This window comes from Pseudomonas sp. ArH3a, assembly GCF_022648765.1.
Taxonomy (GTDB): Bacteria; Pseudomonadota; Gammaproteobacteria; order Pseudomonadales; family Pseudomonadaceae; genus Aquipseudomonas.
In genome coordinates this window covers 5,593,062-5,615,281 of the sequence record NZ_CP080330.1, presented here as the reverse complement: position 1 = coordinate 5,615,281, position 22,220 = coordinate 5,593,062, and the positions used below count along the sequence as shown (strand labels likewise).

Genomic DNA, 22,220 nt, shown 5'->3' with positions numbered 1-22,220 from the left:
TTTCTAGAGAATTTCGGAGTTGTGTTATGGCTGGCCATTCCAAGTGGGCGAACATCAAGCACCGCAAAGAGCGACAGGATGCCAAGAAAGGCAAGATCTTCACCAAGTGGATTCGCGAACTGACCGTCGCTGCCCGCCAGGGCGGCGGTGACCCGGGCTCCAACCCACGTCTGCGCCTGGCGCTGGACAAGGCGTTGGGCGCGAACATGAGCCGCGACATCATCGACCGCGCTGTGGCCCGTGGTGCCGGCGCGGCCGACACCGACGACATGGTCGAGCTGAGCTACGAAGGCTACGGCCCGGGCGGCGTGGCGGTGATGGTCGAGTGCATGACCGACAACCGCAACCGTACTGCCGCAGCCGTGCGCCATGCGTTCAGCAAATGCGGCGGTAACCTGGGCACCGACGGCTCGGTGGCTTACCTGTTCGAGCGCAAGGGGCAGATCTCCTTCGCACCCGGCGTGGATGAAGATGCGCTGATCGAAGCCGCAATGGAGGCAGATGCCGACGACGTGGTGACCAACGAAGACGGTTCCATCGACGTATTCACCTCGTTCGCAGGTTTCTACGCGGTGCGTAATGCCCTGGAAGCCGCCGGTTTCAAAGGCACTGACGCGGAAATCGTGATGCTGCCGACCACCAGCGCCGAGCTGGACCTGGACGGTGCGCAGAAAGTGCTAAAGATGCTCGATATGCTTGAAGACCTGGATGATGTGCAGAACGTTTATTCGAATGCCGACATTCCAGAAGAAGTGGCCGAACAGCTCTCTTAAGGGGCGCGCCGCTCCACTGTGTGAGCTGGTTTGGGTGAGTGCTGGCTTGCCTGCGATAGCGTCACCTCGGTTTGACAGAAGCACCGAGGTGTCTGCATCGCAGGCAAGCCAGCTCCCACAGTTGATTGATGTTGGCCGCAAGAATTGTGTTTTCCCTACTCCGCAGGCGTTATGACTTTAATCCTAGGTATCGACCCCGGTTCGCGCATCACCGGTTTTGGCGTGGTGCAACATACCCCGCGCGGCTGCGTTTACGTCGCCTCGGGCTGCATCCGCACCGGCGCGGGCGAGTTGGCCGAGCGCCTGCAGATCGTCTATCGCGGCGTGCGTGAAGTGATCCAGACCTACGGCCCGGTGACCATGGGCATCGAAAAAGTGTTCATGGCCAAAAACGCCGACTCCGCGCTGAAACTCGGCCAGGCGCGTGGCGCCGCCATCGTCGCCGGCGCGGAGGAGGGTATGGAAATCGCCGAATACACCGCGACCCAGGTCAAGCAGGCTGTGGTCGGCACCGGTGCGGCGAATAAGGAGCAGGTGCAGATGATGGTTATGCACATGCTCAAGCTCACCTCAAAACCGCAGATCGATGCCTCCGACGCCCTGGCCATTGCCATTTGCCATGCGCACACCCGCTCAAGCTTGCTGCCGCATGGCCTGGGCACGGCACGCAGTCGTGGCGGGCGGCTGCGTCTCTGATAGCATCAGCGCAATCGTTATTTCCGGTCAGGCCTTGTTCTGACCCTAAGCTTTAAGGATCTGAACCGTGATTGGACGCTTGCGCGGCACCCTGGCTGAGAAACAGCCGCCGCACCTGATTCTGGATGTAAATGGGTTGGGCTATGAGCTGGAAGTGCCCATGACCACCCTGTATCGCCTGCCGTCGGTCGGCGAGCCGCTGACCCTGCACACCCATCTGGTAGTGCGTGAAGATGCGCAATTGCTCTATGGTTTCATTGGCAAGCGTGATCGCGACTTCTTTCGCGAGCTGATTCGCCTCAATGGCGTGGGCCCCAAGCTCGCGCTGGCATTGATGTCGAGCCTGGAAGTGGATGAGTTGGTGCGCGCGGTTTCGGCCCAGGACACCTCGGCGTTGACCAAGGTGCCGGGCGTTGGCAAGAAAACTGCCGAGCGCCTGCTGGTGGAACTCAAGGACCGTTTCAAAGCCTGGGAAGTCGTACCGAGCATGTTTGCCCTGGTGCCGAACCAGCCGGATATGCCAGCCGGCCAGGTCGCCAGCGCCGAAAGCGATGCGGTCAGCGCGTTGATCTCCCTGGGCTACAAGCCGCAGGAAGCGAGCAAAGCCGTATCGGCCATCAAGGATAAGAACCTGAGCAGCGAAGACATGATCCGCCGAGCCCTGAAGGGAATGATTTAAGTGATTGAAGCTGATCGTCTGATCGCGGCCACTGGCCCGCGCGACCGTGAAGAAGTCCAGGACCGGGCCATCCGCCCGCTGAGCCTGGCCGACTATATCGGCCAGCCCACCGTGCGTGAGCAAATGGAGTTGTTCATCCAGGCCGCGCGCGGGCGCAGCGAGTCCTTGGACCACACGTTGATCTTCGGCCCGCCGGGGCTGGGTAAAACCACCCTGGCAATGATCATCGCCAATGAAATGGGGGTGTCGATCAAGTCCACCTCCGGCCCGGTGCTGGAGCGTCCGGGGGACTTGGCGGCGTTGCTGACCAATCTTGAGCCGCACGACGTGCTGTTTATCGACGAAATCCATCGGCTGTCGCCCATCGTCGAGGAAGTGCTGTACCCCGCCATGGAAGACTTTCAGCTCGACATCATGATCGGCGAAGGCCCTGCGGCCCGCTCGATCAAGCTCGATTTGCCGCCGTTCACTCTGGTGGGGGCGACCACCCGCGCAGGCATGTTGACCAACCCGCTGCGAGACCGTTTCGGCATTGTTCAACGTCTAGAGTTCTATAGCACTGCGGATTTGGCCACCATCGTCAGCCGTTCGGCGAGCATCCTTGGCTTGCCCCTAGACCCGGACGGCGCGTTTGAAATCGCCCGCCGCGCCCGTGGTACGCCGCGGATCGCCAACCGTTTGTTACGGCGTGTGCGCGATTTTGCCGAGGTGCGGGCCAAGGGGCATATCACCAAGGCCGTGGCTGATCTGGCCTTGAACCTGCTGGATGTGGACGAACATGGCTTCGATCACCAGGATCGGCGTCTACTCTTGACCATGATCGAGAAGTTCGACGGCGGCCCGGTGGGCGTAGACAGCCTGGCGGCGGCGATCAGCGAGGAGCGCCACACGATTGAAGATGTGCTGGAGCCGTACCTGATCCAACAGGGTTACATCATGCGTACGCCAAGGGGGCGGGTGGTGACGCGCCATGCCTATTTGCACTTCGGGTTAAACATTCCGTCACGATTGGGCGAGATGCCTGTAGTAGACGAATTCCTCGATGCAGTGGACGATTAAAAAGGTCACGCCAGTCGATTTATCTGAGCTTTGTGCTGTCCTAGTGGCTGGTGTCGTCATTCAGTTGTTAGAAATGTGTCATAGGATCAAAAAACAGTTGCCCAGCCGGATTGGCAACCTGAGGAGTAAGCACTAGAGTATGCGCGCGCAAAACGGGGATCAGTCGTTCGCACATCGCTGTCGCGTTTATTACGAGGACACCGATGCTGGCGGCATCGTTTATTACGTCAACTACCTCAAGTTCATGGAGCGGGCTCGAACCGAGCGGCTACGGGAGCTGGGCTTTGCCCAATCCCAGCTGGCAGGGGAGGACCTGTTATTTGTCGTGCATTCCAGCGAGGCGCGCTACCACGCACCGGCGCGATTGGACGATGAATTGTTGGTCAGCGCTGAAGTAATCGAATTGAACCGTGTCAGCCTGCGCTTTAAACAGCAGGTCAGGCGGGCAACGGATGCAACGCTGCTCTGTGAGGGGCAGTTCCTGGTGGCCTGTGTGCGCACCAATAGTTTGAAACCCCGGGCCATTCCCGAAGCTCTACGTGCGGCCTTTGCCGGCGTAAGCGGCGCGGGTAAACAATCAAAGCAGGAGATTTAGCGTGGAACCTACCGTCGTCGACCATTCCTCCATGTGGAGCCTGGTCAGCAATGCCAGTGTTGTGGTTCAACTGGTGATGCTGATCCTGGTAGCCGCATCGGTTACCTCTTGGGTCATGATTTTTCAGCGCAGCAACCTGCTGCGTGCCGGTCGACGTGCCCTGGAGAGCTTCGAGGAGCGCTTCTGGTCGGGTATCGACCTGTCCAAGCTGTACCGCCAGGCCGGCAGCAATCCGGACCCTGATTCGGGCGTCGAGCAGATCTTTCGCGCCGGTTTCAAGGAATTCTCCCGCCTGCGTCAGCAACCGGGCGTTGACCCGGAAGCGGTCATGGAAGGCGTGGCCCGTGCCATGCGCGTCGCCATTTCCCGCGAAGAAGAGAAGCTTGAGCAAAGTTTGCCGTTCCTCGCCACCGTGGGTTCCGTCAGCCCGTACATCGGCTTGTTCGGTACTGTGTGGGGGATCATGAACTCCTTCCGCGGCCTGGCCCAGGCCCAGCAAGCGACCCTGGCCACCGTGGCCCCGGGTATCGCCGAAGCCCTGATCGCCACCGCGATCGGCTTGTTCGCCGCTATCCCGGCAGTAATCGCCTACAACCGTTTTGCCGCGCGCGGCGAGACTTTGATCAGCCGTTACTACACCTTCGCCGATGAATTCCAGGCGATCCTGCACCGTAAAGTGCACACCAGCGAAGAATAAGCAGGTAATTCCCAATGGCTTTAATCGCTCGAGCTCGCAAAAAGCGCAAGCCGGTCGCCGAGATGAACGTAGTGCCCTACATCGACGTGATGCTGGTGCTGCTGGTGATCTTTATGGTGACCGCGCCGATGCTCAATCAGGGCGTGAAAGTTGATTTGCCCAAGGTTTCCAGCGAAGCCTTGCCGCAAGACAACAACACTCAGGTCCTGACCATTTCGATCAAGGCTGACAAGACCTATTACTGGAACCTTGGCAGCGAAGTCGACACCCAGAAACAGCAGGACAAGGCCATGACCTTGCCGCAGATGACCGACGCCGTGACCAAGATCATCCGGTCCGGCAACGAAGGCGGCAAGCACACGCAAGTGTTCATTCGCGGCGACAAAGTGGTCGACTATGGCTCCGTCATGGGCGCCATGGGTGGGCTGCAGAAGGCCGGCGTGGGTAACGTTGGCTTGATTACCGAGGCGCCCTGATGCACCAACAGCGAGAGCCGTCCGCCTCGGAAAGCTTCTTCTGGCCTAGCGTCTGGGCAATTGCCCTGCACGTCCTGGTGTTTGGCATGCTGTTCGTCAGCTTTGCCATGACCCCGGACCTGCCGCCAGCCAAGCCGATCGTGCAGGCGACCCTGTATCAGCTGAAATCGAAAAGTCAGGCCACCACCCAGACCAATCAGAAGATTGCGGGTGAGGCCCAGAAGTCGGCTGCGCGCCAGACTGAAGTCGAGCAGATGGAACAGAAGAAGGTCGAGCAGGAAGCGGTGAAGGCTGCTGCGGAACAAAAGAAAGAAGAGGCGGCTCAAAAGGCCGAGGAATCGAAAAAGGCTGACGAAGCCAAGAAAGCTGACGAGGCGAAAAAGGCTGATGAAGCCAAGAAAGCCGACAAAGCTGCCGAAGCTAAAAAAGCCGAAGAGAAACAATTGGCTGATATAGCCAAGAAGAAGTCTGAAGAAGAAGCCAAAAAAGCGGCCGAAGAAGAGGCCAAGAAAAAGGCCGCTGAAGACGCCAAGAAAAAGATAGTCGAAGACGCGAAGAAAAAAGCCGCCGAAGACGCCAAGAAAAAAGCTGAAGCAGACGAGGCGAAGAAGAAAGTCGCCGACGACGCGAAGAAGAAAGCTGCCGCCGACGCCAGCAAGAAAAAGGCCCAGGAAGCAGCACGTAAATCCGCCGAAGAGAAAAAGGCCCAGGCCTTGGCAGATTTGCTCTCCGACACGCCGCAGCGTCAGCAAGCCTTGGCAGATGAACGTGGTGATGAAGTCGCGGGCAGTTTCGACGATCTGATTCGGGCACGGGCAGCGGAAGGCTGGACACGTCCACCTTCGGCACGCAAAGGCATGACAGTAGTGCTGCAGATCGGCATGTTGCCGGACGGTACGGTGACTTCGGTCAGCGTGGCCAAGTCTAGTGGTGACGGTTCGTTCGACAGTTCGGCGGTTGCCGCGGTCAAGAACATTGGCCGGTTGACCGAGATGCAGGGAATGAAACCAAGCGACTTCGCTCCCTATCGTTCATTCAAGATGACATTCACACCTGAGGATCTAGCCTTGTGAGAAACCTTCTTCGAGGAATGCTTGTCGTTATTTGCTGTATGGCAGGGATAGCGGCGGCGGATGAAAAGAACATCCTGGTCACCAGCGGTAGCGATCGGGCCACCCCGATCGCCGTAGTACCGTTCGGCTGGCAGGGCGGCAGCGTGCTGCCGGACGACATGGCCCAGATCGTCAGTGACGACCTGCGCAACTCCGGTTACTACGCGCCGATTCCGAAAGGCAACATGATCAGCCAGCCCAACCAGGCGAGCGAAGTTGTGTTCCGTGACTGGAAAGCAGTGGGCGCGCAGTACCTGATGGTCGGCAACATCACGCCAGCCGGCGGTCGCCTGCAAATCCAGTACACGTTGTTCAACGTGGCCACCGAGCAGCAGGTCTTGACCGGCAGCGTATCGGGCACCGCCGAACAACTGCGGGACATGGCGCACTACATCTCCGACCAGTCGTTTGAAAAGCTCACCGGTATCAAAGGTGCTTTCTCGACGCGTCTGCTTTATGTAACGGCTGAGCGTTTCTCCGTAGATAACACGCGTTACACATTGCAGCGTTCGGACTACGACGGTGCACGGGCTGTGACGTTGTTGCAATCGCGTGAGCCAATCCTGTCGCCGCGTTTTGCGCCGGACGGCAAGCGTATTGCCTACGTGTCGTTCGAGCAGCGCCGTCCACGTATCTTCGTGCAGCACATTGATACGGGTCGTCGTGAGCAGATCACCAACTTCGAAGGCCTCAACGGTGCACCTGCCTGGTCGCCGGATGGTTCGCGCCTGGCGTTCGTACTGTCCAAAGACGGCAACCCGGACATCTACGTGATGAACATGGCTTCGCGCCAGATCAGCCGTGTTACCAGCGGCCCGGGCATCAACACTGAACCGTTCTGGGGTAAAGATGGTTCTACCATCTACTTCACCTCCGACCGGGGCGGCAAGCCACAGGTCTACAAGGCAAATGTGAGCGGCGGCAGCGCGGAACGAGTGACCTTTATTGGTAACTACAACGCAAATCCGAAGCTTTCGGCTGATGAAAAGACGTTGGTGATGATTCACCGTCAGGATGGTTTCACTAATTTCCGGGTTGCGGCCCAGGATTTGCAGCGCGGAACCGTAAAAATCCTTACAGATACCAACCTTGATGAGTCAGCTACTGTTGCGCCCAACGGCACCATGGTAATCTACGCCACCCGCCAGCAGGGCCGGGGAGTCTTGATGCTCGTATCCATTAATGGACGCGTAAGGCTCCCACTTCCTACCGCACAAGGCGAAGTCAGAGAACCATCCTGGTCCCCTTACCTGAACTGACGCGGCGCTACAAAAAGAAGTACTTAACACACTGGGGTTCATTAGGAGTTTCACGATGGAAATGCTGAAGTTTGGTAAGTTTGCTGCTCTGGCTCTGGCTCTGTCCGTAGCCGTTGGTTGCTCCTCTAAAGGCGGCGACAATGCCGGTGAAGGCGCAGCTGTTGATCCAAACGCTGGTTACGGCGCTAACACTGGTGCAGTTGACGGCTCCCTGAGCGAAGAAGCTGCTCTGCGCGCTATCACCACTTTCTACTTCGAATACGACAGTTCGGACCTGAAGCCAGAAGCCATGCGCGCTCTGGACGTTCACGCCAAGGACCTGAAAGCTAACGGCGCTCGCGTTGTTCTGGAAGGTAACACTGACGCCCGTGGTACTCGTGAGTACAACATGGCACTGGGCGAGCGTCGTGCGAAAGCCGTTCAGCGCTACCTGGTACTGCAAGGTGTTGCTCCAGGCCAACTGGAACTGGTTTCCTACGGTAAAGAGCGTCCAGTTGCAACTGGCAACGACGAACAGTCGTGGGCTCAGAACCGTCGCGTCGAACTGCGTAAGTAATTCGTCATGCGAACGTGCCGTCGTGCTCTAACTGTATTGGCTCTCAGCCTCGCACCGCTTGCGGTGTGGGCTGCGGTTCCTGTAACGGATAGCAACTCAGGCTATAACAATAGCGGGAGCAGTTATCCGCCAGCGGGTTATGGCACGAACGGCGCCTATGCTGGGGGAGCGGTTACGTCCGCTCCCTCGGCACAGGGCGAACTGTTCAACCAGCTGCAACGCATGCAGGATCAATTGTCCCAGCAACAAGGCGCAATTGAAGTTCTGCAGAACCAAGTGAACCAGCTGAAGCAAGAAGGCCTGGAGCGATACCAGGATCTTGATCGTCGTATTGGAGCCGGTGTTGCACCTGCCGCCACTCCTGATAATTCTTCTGCCGGTGGTGCGCCAAGTGCTGCCGCCGGTGGTGCTGCAGCGGGGGCCGCTGCTGCCAGCCAAGCCCCTGCCGCCAGTAGCGAACCGGGTGATCCTGCGAAGGAAAAACTGTATTACGATGCAGCCTTCGACCTGATCAAAGCCAAGGATTTCGATAAGGCCAGCCAGGCTTTTACCGCCTTCCTGCGCAAGTACCCGAACAGTCAATACGCGGGCAATGCCCAGTACTGGTTGGGCGAGGTCAACTTGGCCAAGGGTGACTTGCAAGCAGCAGGCCAGGCGTTTGCCAAGGTCAGCCAGCTTTACCCAAAGCATGCCAAGGTGCCTGATTCGCTGTACAAACTCGCTGACGTAGAACGCCGCCTGGGTCATACCGACAAGGTCAAAGGCATTCTGCAGCAGGTGGTTGCCCAATATCCGGGTACCTCCGCTGCCCAGTTGGCGCAACGGGATCTGCAACGCTTGTAAGCGCTGCAGCCCCGTTCAGAAGAAACCCGCGCCTGGCGCGGGTTTTTTCGTTAGAATCCACGCCCTTTTATGAAACACGCTCCTTGGGGTTGACGCGTTGGCGCAATCCCTCGAAGTGCCTGACGGAGGCGGACAGCCTGTTTAGCTGTTACGCCCGTGGCGACTATGCAAGACACATTACGTATTACCGAAGTTTTTTACTCGTTACAGGGTGAAACGCGAACCGCTGGCCTGCCCACCGTATTTGTACGGCTGACCGGCTGCCCTTTGCGTTGCCAATACTGTGACAGCGCCTACGCCTTCAGTGGCGGCACCGTGCGCACCCTCGACGACATCCTTGAGCAGGTTGCCGGCTTCAAGCCGCGCTACGTCTGTGTGACTGGCGGCGAGCCCCTGGCCCAACCCAATGCCATCCCATTGCTCAAGCAGCTGTGTGACGCCGGTTACGAGGTCTCGTTGGAAACCAGCGGCGCCTTGGACATCTCGGCGGTGGACCCGCGCGTCAGCCGAGTGGTCGACCTCAAGACCCCAGGCTCCAAAGAGGCGCACCGTAACCTCTACGACAACATGGACCTGCTGACGGCCAACGATCAGGTCAAGTTCGTGATCTGTTCCCGCGACGATTATGACTGGGCGGCCTCCAAGCTGATCCAGTACGGCCTGGACCGTCGCGCAGGCGAGGTGCTGTTTTCCCCAAGCCATCACGACCTGAACGCCCGCGACCTGGCGGACTGGGTGGTAGCGGACAACCTGCCGGTACGCCTGCAATTGCAGTTGCACAAATACCTGTGGAATGACGAACCGGGGCGCTGAGATGGCTGATCAACAACGTGCAGTCATCCTGCTCTCTGGCGGCCTGGATTCCGCCACGCTGGTGGCCATGGTCCGCGCCCAAGGCTACAGCTGCTACACCATGAGCTTCGACTACGGCCAGCGCCACCGCGCCGAGCTGGACGCCGCCGCGCGTGTCGCCCATGACCTGGGCGTAGTCGAGCACAAAGTGATCGGCCTCAACCTCAATGGCATCGGCGGTTCGGCCCTGACTGACAGCAGCATCGACGTACCTGTGGCGCCCAGCGAAGGCATCCCGCTGACCTATATGCCCGCACGTAACACCGTGTTCCTGTCCCTGGCCCTTGGCTGGGCCGAAGTGCTGAATGCCCGCGAGATCTTCATCGGCGTCAATGCACTGGACTACAACGGCTACCCGGACTGCCGTCCAGAGTATGTCGAGGCATTCGAGCGCATGGCCAACCTGGCCACCAGAGCCGGTGTAGAAGGGCAGGGGTTTCGCATCCAGGCGCCGCTGCAGAACATGAGCAAGGCGGACATTGTGAAGGTTGGTCTAGGGCTTGGCGTCGATTACACGCTGACTGTTTCCTGCTACCAAGCAGACAATGCCGGCCGTGCGTGTGGGAAATGTGATGCTTGCAGACTGCGCGCAGAAGGCTTTCAAGCGGCCGGAATTGCTGACCCAACGCGCTATTTCTGATTTATTTCAAATAAGGTGTTGAATAATCCTTAGAAATCAGTATTATACGCGCCACAACACAGCGGGTCGTTAGCTCAGTTGGTAGAGCAGTTGGCTTTTAACCAATTGGTCGTAGGTTCGAATCCCACACGACCCACCATTTTTGGCGGTTTAGAAAATCCGGAAGGCCCACGCAAGTGAGGATTTCCGGGTTTTTTTTTGCCTGCGATTTGGTGGGGTTCGAGTCCCGATACACGGGTATGACCAACGTACGGTACTGCTAGCTGCGCAGGCGTTCAATATCACGCCTGAGTGCTAGACGTCTTCTGTCACATCAACCGTGACTGTCAGTTACTGACCTTGTTTTTTTAGGAAAAGCCCGGGCTCTTTTAGTGATTTTTCTGACAGTCTCTTCTGGTGTCGGCCCTCTACTGTTGTGTTATGAAAAATTAACGAGCCTGAGCCCTTGTCCGTCAAGGATGGACGTTCCCCTGGCATGCGTTACGTTAGTTATTCAAGTTGGACAGGACTCCTTAAGATTATGCCAATGAATAGGCGCTGGATTAACGATTGTTAATTGCTTTTTCAAGAAAGGGTCTGTCGCGAATATGAATATTTATCGTCCTCAACTGTTTCCACAAACAACTCCCGAGTCATTTGTTCAACCTCAAACGCCATCCTCAGCTTCAGTCACTGAAAAATCACATAACGACCAGAACAAAGAACATAACAACAGCCTTCAGTTACCGGCGCGTGGTATCGCTTCGAACACTGTGCATCCCCTCTCAAATGGTGCTGCTGGCGCACGGACTGTTTTGCCAGCGCTCACTACCGATACTTCAAAGCTTAATAAAGTCAGCGATCCAAGGCACGAAATTAAGAAAGAGGCAACATCGCCCAATGGACTGCTTGCTGTGAGTTACTCACTTGCTACACCAAGCTCTGGGTTGAGCAATATCACCTTTCCAATGTCTATCGACGAAGGTCTTCAAAGAAAGAGTGGCACGGACGCGGGCATTTATTACGCGATGATGTTTGGTGTTAATACCGAGAAAAATACCTATCTTGGCCGCGGCTATATCGGCATGCAGCCACGCGGGGACGCAAAGGCGCTGATTATTTTTTCTGGGTATGGGCCGCACTTCAAAGCATCACAAGGCACAGCTGAGTTTGATGGAGTAAAGGGGGCCAGCAATAGCACATTGGTAGACTTTAAATTTGGCAATAAATATAACCTTACGGTTGAGCGAGATCCTGCGAATGCGAAGAACTTGAAAGCCTATATTCAGGATGTCACGGATCCCGATAATCCTGAGCCCAGGCAGCATGTCAAAGATCTGTCTGTCGACCAGCGTGTTGTATTGGTCGGCACAGATACAGGTTTCGTCGAACAGTACGGCGCGAAAATAAATCAAAGCTCGCAGATAGCGCCTACTCGAGGTAGTTTTTTTGCACCTTTCACGACAGATGATGAGGGCAATATTAAAGTGGGTGAAATCAAGAGCAATGGTTTATATGGAAGGTACAAAAACTCAGTGGTAGGTCAGCAGCAGATTGTCAAAGCAGGGGGTGTAGGTAAGGAGTTAGAGTTTTCTTTACAGGGCGTGGTTAAAGAGGAAGCCCCGGCGGCGGCGAAATGATAGAAACTGTTTCTTGACCTGCGGGGCTCTGTCAGAGTCCCGCACGCCCCACGATGAAGGCGGTACTTATAAAATACACTGCCAACGGCTCAGCCAAACCGCTCGGTAATATAGTCCTCGGTCTGCTTCATCTTCGGCTTGGTAAAAACCTCGTCTGTATTCCCATACTCAATCAATTCCCCCATGAACATGAACGCGGTGTTGTCCGACACCTGCGCGGCTTGCTGCATGTTGTGGGTCACGGTGATCACCGTGTAGTGCGCCTTTAACTCTGTAATCAGCTGCTCGATACGCCCAGTGGAAATCGGGTCGAGCGCTGAAGTCGGTTCGTCCAGCAGCAACACCTGCGGGCGCAGCGCAATGGTGCGTGCAATGCGCACGCGCACGCGCCTTCGCCTGGGGCGTTGGTCATGATCAGGTTGAAGTCTTTGGCGTTGGCCCAGTCGGCGGTATCTGCGGCGGCCTGGAACGCCTTAGCGTCAGGTTTGACGAATGTGCCCGACGCATTTTTCAACTGGGCGTAGGTCATCTTGTTCTGCAGGGCGTAGGCGTATTCCACAAAGCCGATGGAGTTCTTGATCTGCTTCACGTAGGCCGAAACGCCTTCGTTACCCTTGCCGCCCACACCGACCGGCCACGGCACGGTGGTGCCGAAACCAATCTTGGTTTTCCAGCTGTCACTGACTTTGGCCAGGTAGTTGGTGAACATTTAGAAATGTTTGCAGCGGTGAACGTAGGCGTGCCCACGTCCACTGCCGCGATGCTACTTAGTTGATGCTCTGGTCGATCCCAGCCTGCAACTCCTGGCTATCGCTGTGCCCGCCGACCCGCAGCGGCCCAAGGTTGAAGGCTTGATCCTTACGCGTGGCGTCGTCCTGTTTCTGGGTCAGTTCGTCCTTGGCGCCCAGCACCAGGTTGACCGGTGACTTCGACAGGTTCAGCCCCACATCGGCTCGGTAGTCGCTGCCGGCCAACGTCGTTGCCGTCACCTTGGAACCACCCAGGTCGACCTTGCCCTGGTCCGCGCTGATCCGCGCGCCCGTCAGGCGGGTTTCGCCACTCACCTGCAGGTTGACGCCCTGCGTACCGCGGATGCCCGATGCTTGAGTGACGCTGTCTTTCACCACATGGCTGACGTCCAGGTTCAACGTCGGGGTGTAGGACGTGTTGCCGCTCTTGTCGCCGAGCAGCACGCTTTCGGCGGTATTGGCCACCGAGCTGCCGGTGGTGTTCTTGCCGCTGACGGCGTAGCTGTCAGTGGTTTTTGGCCAGACCTTTTCCTTGAGGTCCGACAGGCGAGTGCCCACGGCATCCTTCTTGTCCGCCAGGTAAGCCTTGGCTTTGTCCACGCTCGTACCGAAGGCGCTACGCGGCTCGGGGTTCACGTCGTAGCTACCGTTGCGGGTGAGTTTTTCGCCCAGGCGTTCCTTGGCGTTACCAACGCTGTTGACCACGCTGTCCTTGGCCGAGGCCAGGTGCTCGGTGCCCTTGTCGACGGCGTTCTCCAACTTGTCGCGATGCTTGTCGAACGCGCCCTCGGCCTTGGCTTGCACCTTGTCCTTGAGCGGGCCGCTGGCCTTGGCCAGTTTGTTGACCACGCCGGGCTGGTTTTTCTCGACATCAAGCTTGGCGTCGACGTTGACTTGGGTGCTGCTGACTTGATCCTTGCGGCTCTCAACGACGAGGTCGCCGCCGACATTGCCACTGACCTGCTCGGCTTCAATCCGCGCGCCGGCCAGATGGGTGTCACCGGCACTGTTGATCACCACCGTATTCGCCTTGATCAGGCTGTCGTGCTGGGTGGTGCCTTGCAGGTGATCCACGTCGACCTTGGCCCGCGCATTGATGCCGTGCTGGGTTTTGGGGGTGTCGTGTTCACCGGCGTCGGCCAGGGTCGTTTTTCCGCCGCTGCCGCCTGCGCCCAGGGTCACGCCCCAGCTGTTATGCGCCTGGGTCGATTGCGCCGATTCTTGCAGGATGCCGCCGTTTTGCGCATCCAGATTGACGCTGTCAGCCACCACCTGAGTGCCTTGCAGGTGGATGGCATCCGCCGCGTTGGCGCCGCTGGTGAGGCTCACCTTGCCGTGGCTGTGCAACTGCCCGACGCTAACGCCTTGGTCGTTTTCGGCGACTTTGCCGATGTTGAAGTTGGCGCTCAGGCTGCCGGTGGTGCCGCTGCTTTCGGCGCTGTTGGTCTTGCCAGCACCGACCGTCAGGCCGCCGCCCAGGTTGCTGCCGCTGCTCACGTGAGTATCGGTGGCTGCTTGCAGGTTCAGCTTGCCGCCAGCGTTGAGGCTGATGTCACCGGTCTTCGCGGTGCTGCTGCCGACCTGAGTGCCTTGCAGGGTCATGTCGCCACCGCTGCTGAGCTGGATCGGGCCGTTGCCCTGCAGTGTCGCGACACGCGCCTGGCTGTCCTGGGTGTTCAGGCGCTTGTCGTCCAGTTGCACACCGGCACCGAGGTTGACGTTCGTACCGTTGCTGCCCGGCGCCGTGCCCACGGTCAATGAACCGCTGCCACGCAGGCTGTTATTGGTGTTGCTCTGGGTATCGTTGGCCTGGTTCAGCGCCAATTCGCCACCGGCTTTGAGGTTGACGCCCGCCTGGCCGCCGTTGAACTGGCTGCCTTCATAACGCGCGTCGCCTTGGGTCTCGATGTTTACACCCTGGGCGCCGGCGTAGCTGCCGACCACCGCTGTGCTGCTGGCCTCGCGCACATCGCTGCTGCCACCTGCGCCATTGCCGCGCACGTTCAAGTCTTCACCGGTGGTGGTGTAGACGCGCACGCCCACTTTGGCGTCAACGCCTTGCTCGCTGCTGGTGTAGGTGTTGGCGGCGGCGGTGGCGAGGTGCTCGCCGGCATTGATCTTCAGCCCGCCCTCACTGGCGCGGTATTGAGTACCCTCATCTTTTACGGTGTTGGCGACATTGACCTGCACCGTGCCACCACTGAACTGGCTGACCACGGCGGTACTGTCCTGCTGTGTGCGGGTCTTGTTGGTATGGCCGATTTCCACATCGAGCCCGACATTCGGTTGCTCGAAGGCATCCAGCAGGCCTGGCTGATGGAATTTGGCCTGCGCCACGCCTTCCACGGCTTTTTCGATAGGCCGGGTGAGGCCTTTGTATTCGACATTGGCGCCGACGTCGGCGGTCCAGCCGTTCTCCTTGTGGGTACCGGTCTCGGTGTTATGCGCCGCCTGGTTATCGACCTGAGCCGCGTTGACCTGCAACTCAGAACCGGCCTTCACCTGCGCGCCTTGGCTGGTGAGGGTGTTGCCGGCGTTGATCGTCAACGTGCCGGCCGACGCCACGCTGCTGGTTTGCGCCGTGGTTTTGTGGCTGGTGTCATTGCTGCTCTGATGGCTGAACTGAGCACCATTGCCGGCTCGGTCCAGGCCGCCGGTGTAGTACACGCCGCCAGCGGTAGTGGTGGTGTCGGTTTGGTTGCGGGTGCTGTTATCGGTCGCCAACAGCTCGACGTTCTTACCGCTCACGGTCGCATCGCCCTGGGTCGCCTTCAGCTCGGAACCCTTGATGCTCACGTCGCCACCGGCCGTGACGGCCAGGCTGCCGCCGCTGAGGCTGGAAGCTTGCTGCTGGGTGGTGTCGGTCTTGCTGGTGTGCTGCTGGTCTGCATAGTTCACACCCGCGCGGTACTGACGGGTGCCGTCGGCGGTTTCCTTGGCGTAGCCATCGAAACCCCGCGTGTGAGTGCTGGTGGTGGTGTCAGAGGTGTTTTCAGCCGATGCGACCTTGATGTCACCCTTGGCATCCGCTTGCAGTTCGCCTGCCGCAGAGACCTTGGAGCCGCTGACGCTGATGTCCTTGGCGCTTTGCAGTTTGAGGTTGCTGTCCGAGCGCAGGTTGCTGGCGACGACGGTGCTGTCCTTGAGGTTCTTGCGGCTTTCATCCTTGGAGATACCAAAGAACTTGCTGTCGTTGCTGTAGCTATTGTCGTGAGAGGTGTCTTTTACGCCGTCGATCACCAGTGAGCCTTTGTCGCTGATGACGCTGGCCTGTTGGCCACCACGCGCCTGGCTGCCGCTGATGCGCACGTCGTCCGCCTTGACGATCAGCTTGCCGTCGGCGTTGACCTTGCTGCCGGTGTTCAGGGTCTTGCCCTTATCGCCATCGCCGTTCTTGCCGAAGAAGCTGCCGCCGGTCAGGTCGCCGGAGTAAGCGTTGTCGCGGCTGCTCTGGGTACGGCTGGCGCTGGTGATATCGACTTGCCGGGCGGCCAATTGAATATCGCCCGCAGATTTCAGCTCGGCGCCCTGCAACTGCAGTTTTTGCTGGCTGGTCAGCTCCAGGGTCTTGCCGGCCTTGAGGCTGCTGGTGACGCTGCGCTGTTCGCTGCTGGACTTGTCCCAGTTGGCTTTCCACAGGTGCTTGCGATGGTTGCCTTGGTCGCGGGTTTCATGGGTTTCGGTGGCGGCACTCAATTGCAGGTCGGCGCCGCTGTTGACGCGCAAGTCTTCGCCCGCTTCGACCTTACTGCCCTCGATCTCGGTCTTGGCACCCGACGACAGTGCGGCATTGTGTTGCGCGACGACGTTGTTGCCGTGCTGGCGCGAGTCCTTGTCGGTGGTGGTGCGGTCATAGGTTTCGTAGGTGAACAGGAAGTTGCTGTTGTTCCACTGTTCACGCTTTTCCTGGAGCTTGCGGCTTTCCAGGCTGCTGAGGGTGAGGTTGCGGCCGGCGTCGAGCTTGACGTTGCGCCCGCCGACGTCGGTGGCGGCGAGGCTCAAGTCCTTGGCGCTGTGCAAGTCGACATCGCCCTGGCGGCTTTGCACACCGGCGCGGGTGGCGTCGAGGCTGTTGGCGTGGACCTGGCCGCTGATATCGAGGTCGCCAGCGGAGCTTACATTCACTCCGTCGCGACCCTCGACTTGCACCGCGCCCACGCGCACACCGGCCCCTTCGGCGGTGCTGATGATGTTGATACGGCCGGCCTGCATCGCCCCAAACAGACGGGCGTCGATACGCTGGTCTTGGGTTTTGCTCGCCGGGTCGACCTGGCGCACCTGGCCGCTGGCGTAGTCGACCTGATTGCGGCCGACCGTGAGGTTCAATTGGTCACGCGCACTGAGGCGCCCATCGCTGTCGATGCGCGGCGCAATCAGGTTGATCGAGCCCGTGCCGTTTTGCAGGCCCTGGCCTAGCACCGTCAGTTGGCCGCTGGCATCGCGCGTGTTCAAACCTTGTAGCTTGCCGTCGTTGAGCTCAGGGCGGCCCACCACCAAGTTGGCATTCGGGGTGTTGATGAAACTGCCGCCGTTGACGGAAATCCCGTTGGGGTTGGCCAGTACATAATCGGCGGCCCGGCCAAAAATCTCCTGGGCGCCATTGATGGCCGAGGCGTTGCGGCTCACCACCTCGTTGAGGATCACGCTCGCCGCCTGGCCCTGGAACTGCGGGTTGGCCGCCAACTGCCCGGCGAGTTGCGATTGGCCGGCCTGCAAGGCGTTGTTCAACACCACGCCTTGGCGGTCGACGTTGTAGTCCAGGAACTGGTTATGGGACAGGCCGCCGGCATTTGGCGCGACGATATTGACGATGGGCACGCCGCCCTGGTTTTGCAGCTGCGGGGTCCCGCCAGGCCCTTCGACGACGGTCAAGCCACCGGCCAGCACTAGCTGCGGCAGCAGGAACAGGCTGGCGATGGCCCAGCGCAGTTTGCCCTGGGGTGAAAGGTGAAACGTATGGATGTTAGTCGGCATAAATAAATTCGCTCTGTGTTGGCTGATCCGCGACGTGCGTTGTTCGTTGCAACGCTGCTGGGGTGGTCAGGTACGGCGGTTAATTCAGGCTAAACAGGTGTTTGTTCATATCTGCAAGCTAAGGCGCGTCAGCCAGACCTCCGGTTCCTGGCCAAACCCCGTGGGCGTGTTGAGGTTGCGTTGGTAATCGAGGTCCAGTTGCACGTTTTTCCAGCTCAGGTTGAGCCCGACACTGGCGCCGCTCAGGCGCTGGCTTTGGGCGCCGTGTTCGCGCTTGAGCCAGCCGTTGTCCAGGCCCAGGCGCGGGGTGATTTTTACCGGCAGGTTGCTGCTCCACGGCAGGCGCAAGGTGTTGCGCCATACCGCACCGATGGCCCCGGACGCGCTGTTTTCGCGGTAGCCACGTACCGCCGAATCGTCGGTGCCCAGCAGTTGTTCGATGGCAGGCAACGCATCCGGGCTGTATTGCGCCGACAGCTGGCTCTGCCACTGCCACGGCTGGCCCAGCCATTGGCCGTTGCGCCATTGGGTGAGGTTGGCGCGGTACTTATGGAATTGCGACTGGGGCAAGTTTTTTTGCGTTTGGTCAGCATCACGGTCGGCGCCGAACCACGTCAGGCCTTGGGCGTAATTGACGTCGAGGTTCCACACTGCGCTGTTGAGCCAGAACAGATTCAGGCCAGCCTCGGCCACTGTCAGCGTCGGGCTCTGGATGCCTAAGCGAACCTTTTGCAGGTAGCTGTCGACGTCCTTGTAGGCCAGTTGCAGGTTGGCGCTGAGTTGATGGCCCTGGTCGCGCCACAGCACGCGGTCGGTGCGCAAACTGACCTGGTCGGTACGGCCGCTGTTATAAAACGTGGCGCGGCTGAGCTTGAACGGCGAGCGGTATTCGTTATGGCTGGCGAACAGGCTGTAGGTCCAGTACCCGTAAGGGATGGAATAAAACAGGCTGTTGCTGCGGCTGTAGCGCGGCCCGTGGTTGAGCGTGTCGCTGAAGCTCAGGTTGAGCGAATCATTGAGCTCCAGCGGGCTGTCCAGGCTCAGGTTGATGGCATTGCGATCACGCCCGGTGCCGGCGCTGCCGAGGTTATCCACCCCAAGCCCCAACGCCCAGCGCGAGGCGGTGCTGCGCGAACGCAGGATGATGCGCGAGGCGCCAGCTTCACTGCCAGGGGCGATGTCGGCGGTAAGGTCCACCGAGCGCAGGCGGTTGAGCTGGTCCAGGCCTTGTTCCAAATCGCGCAGGTTCAGCGGCTTGCCGAGCATCCCGGGGAACGCGCCGCCTAACGACACCGGCAGGCTCTGGTCGGCCAGTTCGATGGCTTCGAGGTAGCCCTCTTCGACGTGAATATCCAGCGACTGCCCGGCCGCCGGCGGGCTGATCAGGTACGGGCGGCTGGCGATATAGCCGGCTTGCACATACAGCTGGGTGATCTCGGCCAGCAGGCGGTTGATCTGGGTGACGCCCATGCACGGCGCCACATAGGGTTCGATACGTTTGTTCAGTTCAGCCTGGCTGAACAGCGTGACCCCGGCCAGGCGCGTGCCGCTCAGCGGCCAGCAGCGTTCATCTTTGGCGATGTCTGTTGGCAAGGCCGGCGTGGCCGGTTGCGTACCGAAACTGCCGCGTTGCAGCTGCCGTTGACGCTGCTCCAGTTGTAATTGCTGCAAGTCGCGCTGCTGTTGCTGCTGCAAGCGCAGCGCTTCATGGCCCGCTTGCGGCCCATCGGCGGCGGCGGCCGGCAGCGCGCACAGGCAGAGCAGGGCGACGCCCAGTCTCTGGATACAACACCGGCGTTGTGTTGAGGGCTGATTCGGCACTCGACATCCTTAACGTAAACATACACACGATTCATAACCCTGAGCCAAACCGTGGGCCCAGTGGTCTTTTGCCACTAGAGCCATCATTAAACGGATTGTTACGTCGGCTGTAGGATTTATTGCATAAAACGTGAGGAATGCCGCGTTATTCAATAAAAGAATGCGCAAACATGGTGCGTGGTGCCGGTGTGGGCACCTAGTGTGTGTTGAATTTTCGGGTTTTGGTTGCAATGCAGAGGCGCGGGGCAGTTTCTGATTGTTGCAGAGGAACCGTTCAATCGGCGTGTTTATAAACGGGGCCTGCGCAGCCCCGGTTCTGGCTTAGGCTTGTGCAATCAGGTTCAGACGGCTCTTGACGACTTTTTGCAGCAGCATGGCCAACCCCTCGGTGGAGTAGGGCTTTTGCAGCAACACAAAGCGCTGGGCTTCTTCCTGGGCAATGCGTGCGTATTCATCGTTGTAGCCGGTGGTGAGTACCACCGGCAGCCAGGGGTAGAGGGCTTCGATGGCGTCGAGTAATTCCAGCCCGCTCATGCCCGGCATGGAGATGTCGGAGAACACTACCTGGAAGCTTTCCGGGTTGGGCGCCAGGGCTTCCAGCGCACTGTTGGCGTCTGCCACCCACAGCACTTTAAAGCCCATCTGCTCCAGGGTCTGCGAGGTGTAGAGGCCGACATCGGCGTTGTCCTCGACCATCAGCACGCACAAGTTCGAGGCGATGAGGGCGTCGTGATTGTCCTGGATGACTGGCGTCACACCGGCCTCGACCTTGGGCAGGTACAACATGAACTGGCTGCCTTTGCCGCATTCGCTCTGCACCAGAATTTCCCCGCCCGACTGCTTGGCAAAGCCATACACCTGCGACAGGCCCAGCCCGGTGCCTTGGCCGATGCCCTTGGTGGTGTAGAAGGGTTCGAAGATCGCGTCGAGCTTTTCCGCTGCAATGCCTGAACCGGTGTCGCTCAACTCAATGGTCACGTAGTCGGCGATGCGCACCGGGTGGGCACGCACTGAAGGCAGCCACGTAGCTGTTGCTACCTTGATCGCCAACTGGCCACTGCCGTCCATGGCATCCCGGGCATTGACCACCATATTCACCAAGGCGGTATCGAACTGGCTTTCATCGGCGTTGATAAAGCAGGCTTCTTGCGGCACCTCGATAGTGACCTTGATGCGAGAGCCGGTCAGGCTGTCCATCATCTCGCCCACCCGCAGTACGCTGTCGCTGACGTTGAAGACTTCCGGGCGCAAGGCTTGGCGGCGGGCGAAGGTCAGCAATTGGGCGGTCAGGCGCGCGGCGCGGTCCACGGTGTTGGCGATGGCGTCCACGTACTTGATGCGCCGCACTTCGCTCAGGGAAGGGGTTTTGAGCAAGTCAGCGCAGGACTTGATCACGGTCAGCAGGTTATTGAAGTCGTGTGCGACGCCGCCGGTCAGTTGGCCAATCGCTTCCAGTTTCTGCGATTGACGCAGGGCGTCTTCCGTCAGGCGCAGGGCTTCCTTGGCTTCTTCCTCGGCCTGGATATCCCGGCCCACCGCGTGGATGTAGTCGCTGTCGGGCACGGCGGTCCAGGCAATCATGCGGTAGCTGCCATCCTGGTGGCGGTAGCGGTTCTTGAAGTTGGGGAAATTCTTGCCATCCCCCAGGCGGCTGACCGCTGACGATGAGACGGCCAGGTCGTCCGGGTGCACCAAGGCCAGCAGCTGGCTGCCCACCAAGTCGTGTTCGGTGTGGCCGAGCATGCGCGTCCAGGCCGGGTTGACGGCGGAGATGACGCCGTCGAGTTGGGCGACCAGCATCAGGTCCGGCGACAGGCGCCAGATACGGTCACGGTCGCGGGTGCGCTCCACCACCCGTTGTTCCAGGGATTCGTTGAGGCTGCGCAACGACTCCTCGGCTTCACGCAGGGCGGTGATATCTCGGGAGACGCAGAGGATCTGCTCCGGCTGGCCGGCACTGTCAAGGATCGGGCTGACCTGCACATGCCACCATTTCGGGTTACCGGCCAAGGTCTGGGCGGGGCCGATGAAGCTCGCGCTTTCACCGCGTTTGGCGGCCTGCACGGCCGCCTTGGCATCCAGGTTGCCCTGGTCTTGCCAGAAGTCGGGCCATGGGCAGCCACGGATGCTGTTGAAGTCGCTGACTTCCATGATTTTCATGCCGCCTTCACTCATAAAGGTGAGGCGGGCATCGAGGTCGAGGACCTTGATGCAGTCGTTGATGCTGGCCAACACGCGCTCGGTGAATGCCTCGTTCCTGCCCAGGCCGCTGGTGGCCAGTTCGCTTGGCTCAGGGCCCATCCCGACAGTGGTATTCATTTGAGTGTGGCCGAGTGGGTTAAATGGTCTTCATCATGTCATTACGATACCTATCCCACCAGCGACTTCCTCACGCACGGCGCTGCCCAATAATTCGAGCCCTAGTAATGAATAAAAAACGCTAAAAGGCGCCTTGGCGCTCTCCATTTCGCTCGCCTCCACACCGCTGCTCGCCGGCATTGCCGTGCCGATGGGCTATCTGGTCACGCCGATCGATAACCTGACCTTCGACGTGGCGTATTCCTACTTGAAGGAAGAGCCGATCAAGGTGCGCCAGACTCAGCCAGCACGGGGCCTGACCTACCACGCCAAGTATGAAAACAGCGCCAACGGTTTTGGTGGTTCGGTGACTTACCGTTTCTGAGCTTCGTTGTACCGCGAAGAGCCCGGCTTGTGGCAGGGCTCTTCGCCGTTTATTCCCCCCGACAGACGTGCCCGAGAATGCCAGATTAGGCTTTTGAATCCATTCGATATTCTGTAGCCTTGCGCAGCTTCACCCGT

17 protein-coding genes, 1 tRNA gene and 3 pseudogenes are annotated in these 22,220 nt (G+C 59.3%); 16 read left to right on the top strand and 5 right to left on the bottom strand.

From position 1 onward, the window contains the following. Nucleotides 1–26 precede the first annotated feature (26 nt). The 15 genes from K0P33_RS25770 to K0P33_RS25700 all read left to right on the top strand — a co-directional run bounded on the left by K0P33_RS25770 (nt 27) and on the right by K0P33_RS25700 (nt 11,856). Nucleotides 27–773, top strand: coding sequence for a YebC/PmpR family DNA-binding transcriptional regulator (locus tag K0P33_RS25770; RefSeq protein WP_094952496.1), 747 nt, complete (start codon nt 27–29; stop codon nt 771–773). Nucleotides 774–944: 171 nt separating this feature from the next. Further along, a complete protein-coding gene (gene ruvC, locus K0P33_RS25765; protein WP_024077147.1) occupies nt 945–1,469 on the top strand; it encodes a crossover junction endodeoxyribonuclease RuvC in 525 nt (174 codons plus the stop codon). Nucleotides 1,470–1,536: 67 nt separating this feature from the next. Further along, on the top strand, nt 1,537–2,148 hold the full coding sequence (gene ruvA, locus K0P33_RS25760) for a Holliday junction branch migration protein RuvA (RefSeq protein ID WP_025854761.1): 612 nt from the start codon (nt 1,537–1,539) through the stop codon (nt 2,146–2,148). After that, on the top strand, nt 2,149–3,207 hold the full coding sequence (gene ruvB / locus K0P33_RS25755; RefSeq protein ID WP_094952494.1) for a Holliday junction branch migration DNA helicase RuvB: 1,059 nt from the start codon (nt 2,149–2,151) through the stop codon (nt 3,205–3,207). Nucleotides 3,208–3,346: 139 nt separating this feature from the next. Next, the gene (gene ybgC / locus K0P33_RS25750; protein ID WP_071484353.1) at nt 3,347–3,802 is read left to right on the top strand and encodes a tol-pal system-associated acyl-CoA thioesterase; all 456 of its coding nucleotides are present in this window, start codon (nt 3,347–3,349) and stop codon (nt 3,800–3,802) included. A gap of 1 nt (nt 3,803) precedes the next feature. Then, entirely contained in the window at nt 3,804–4,499 is a 696-nt protein-coding gene (gene tolQ / locus K0P33_RS25745; protein WP_048727035.1) for a protein TolQ, read from the top strand. A gap of 23 nt (nt 4,500–4,522) precedes the next feature. Beyond that, nucleotides 4,523–4,975 (top strand): protein TolR, encoded by a 453-nt coding sequence (gene tolR, locus K0P33_RS25740; RefSeq protein WP_161630238.1) that lies wholly within the window; start codon nt 4,523–4,525, stop codon nt 4,973–4,975. Further along, nucleotides 4,975–6,048, top strand: a complete 1,074-nt coding sequence (gene tolA, locus K0P33_RS25735; protein WP_083356996.1) for a cell envelope integrity protein TolA — start codon at nt 4,975–4,977, stop codon at nt 6,046–6,048. Before tolR ends, tolA begins: the two co-directional genes overlap by 1 nt. 17 nt (nt 6,049–6,065) lie before the next feature. After that, entirely contained in the window at nt 6,066–7,346 is a 1,281-nt protein-coding gene (gene tolB, locus K0P33_RS25730; RefSeq protein ID WP_176462982.1) for a Tol-Pal system beta propeller repeat protein TolB, read from the top strand. 55 nt (nt 7,347–7,401) lie between these two features. Further along, nucleotides 7,402–7,902, top strand: coding sequence for a peptidoglycan-associated lipoprotein Pal (gene pal / locus K0P33_RS25725; RefSeq protein ID WP_003193861.1), 501 nt, complete (start codon nt 7,402–7,404; stop codon nt 7,900–7,902). A 6-nt stretch (nt 7,903–7,908) separates the two neighbouring features. Beyond that, on the top strand, nt 7,909–8,745 hold the full coding sequence (gene ybgF, locus K0P33_RS25720) for a tol-pal system protein YbgF (RefSeq protein WP_242152276.1): 837 nt from the start codon (nt 7,909–7,911) through the stop codon (nt 8,743–8,745). Between the two features lie 165 nt (nt 8,746–8,910). Next, nucleotides 8,911–9,558: a 7-carboxy-7-deazaguanine synthase QueE gene (gene queE / locus K0P33_RS25715; protein WP_083356998.1), complete on the top strand. Its 648-nt coding sequence runs from the start codon at nt 8,911–8,913 to the stop codon at nt 9,556–9,558. Between the two features lies 1 nt (nt 9,559). Beyond that, nucleotides 9,560–10,237: a 7-cyano-7-deazaguanine synthase QueC gene (gene queC, locus K0P33_RS25710; RefSeq protein ID WP_242152273.1), complete on the top strand. Its 678-nt coding sequence runs from the start codon at nt 9,560–9,562 to the stop codon at nt 10,235–10,237. A 63-nt stretch (nt 10,238–10,300) separates the two neighbouring features. Continuing rightward, nucleotides 10,301–10,376, top strand: a tRNA-Lys gene (locus tag K0P33_RS25705). Nucleotides 10,377–10,824: 448 nt separating this feature from the next. After that, a complete protein-coding gene (locus K0P33_RS25700) occupies nt 10,825–11,856 on the top strand; it encodes a hypothetical protein (RefSeq protein ID WP_242152268.1) in 1,032 nt (343 codons plus the stop codon). Nucleotides 11,857–11,945: 89 nt separating this feature from the next. On the opposite strand, the pseudogene K0P33_RS25695 reads toward K0P33_RS25700, so the two are convergent. From K0P33_RS25695 to K0P33_RS25675, 5 genes and pseudogenes are all read right to left on the bottom strand, one after another. Then, nucleotides 11,946–12,248, bottom strand: a pseudogene (locus tag K0P33_RS25695) (phosphate ABC transporter ATP-binding protein); the annotation flags it as partial. Further along, a pseudogene (locus K0P33_RS25690) lies at nt 12,248–12,562 on the bottom strand (phosphate ABC transporter substrate-binding protein PstS); the annotation flags it as partial. The pseudogenes K0P33_RS25690 and K0P33_RS25695, both read right to left, overlap by 1 nt. A gap of 61 nt (nt 12,563–12,623) precedes the next feature. Continuing rightward, nucleotides 12,624–17,579: a hemagglutinin repeat-containing protein gene (locus tag K0P33_RS25685; RefSeq protein ID WP_242152265.1), complete on the bottom strand. Its 4,956-nt coding sequence runs from the start codon at nt 17,577–17,579 to the stop codon at nt 12,624–12,626. A 105-nt stretch (nt 17,580–17,684) separates the two neighbouring features. Next, entirely contained in the window at nt 17,685–19,343 is a 1,659-nt protein-coding gene (locus K0P33_RS25680) for a ShlB/FhaC/HecB family hemolysin secretion/activation protein (RefSeq protein WP_242156121.1), read from the bottom strand. Between the two features lie 378 nt (nt 19,344–19,721). Beyond that, nucleotides 19,722–21,719 (bottom strand): PAS domain-containing sensor histidine kinase, encoded by a 1,998-nt coding sequence (locus K0P33_RS25675; RefSeq protein WP_242152261.1) that lies wholly within the window; start codon nt 21,717–21,719, stop codon nt 19,722–19,724. A gap of 205 nt (nt 21,720–21,924) precedes the next feature. Between K0P33_RS25675 and K0P33_RS25670 the strand changes: the two are divergent. Next, nucleotides 21,925–22,083 (top strand): annotated as a pseudogene (locus K0P33_RS25670) (transporter); the annotation flags it as partial. Between the last annotated feature and the right edge of the window lie 137 nt (nt 22,084–22,220).